The sequence below is a fragment of the Pseudomonas sp. AC463 genome (assembly GCF_979253585.1).
Genome location: NZ_CEEDDZ010000879.1, coordinates 1 through 254, shown reverse-complemented (window position 1 = coordinate 254; position 254 = coordinate 1). Strand labels below are relative to the sequence as shown.

General features: G+C 63.8%; 1 protein-coding gene. It reads right to left on the bottom strand.

What is annotated here, in order from left to right:
- Positions 1 to 254 (bottom strand): ABC transporter substrate-binding protein (locus AC0IYH_RS32735; RefSeq protein ID WP_471838527.1); only part of this gene is annotated, 254 nt, incomplete at both ends.

Below are 254 nucleotides of genomic sequence, written 5' to 3'. Positions count from 1 at the left end.
CGCCCGGCCCCTGCGGGCTCCAGCGCACCACGGAAGCGACCTGACCCGGCTCGATCTTGCTCTTGAGACTCTCGATGCGCGTGTCGACTGCCGCGATGGCGGCTTTGGCTTCATCAGCCTTGCCCAGCGCCTCGCCGTAGAACTCGACGTTGTTGCGCCAGTCCTGAAACGAGTTGCCCTTGGGCACCACGGTCGGCGCGATCAGGCTGAGTTTCTGGTACTGATCCTTGGTGAGTTCCGGCGAAGCCAGAATC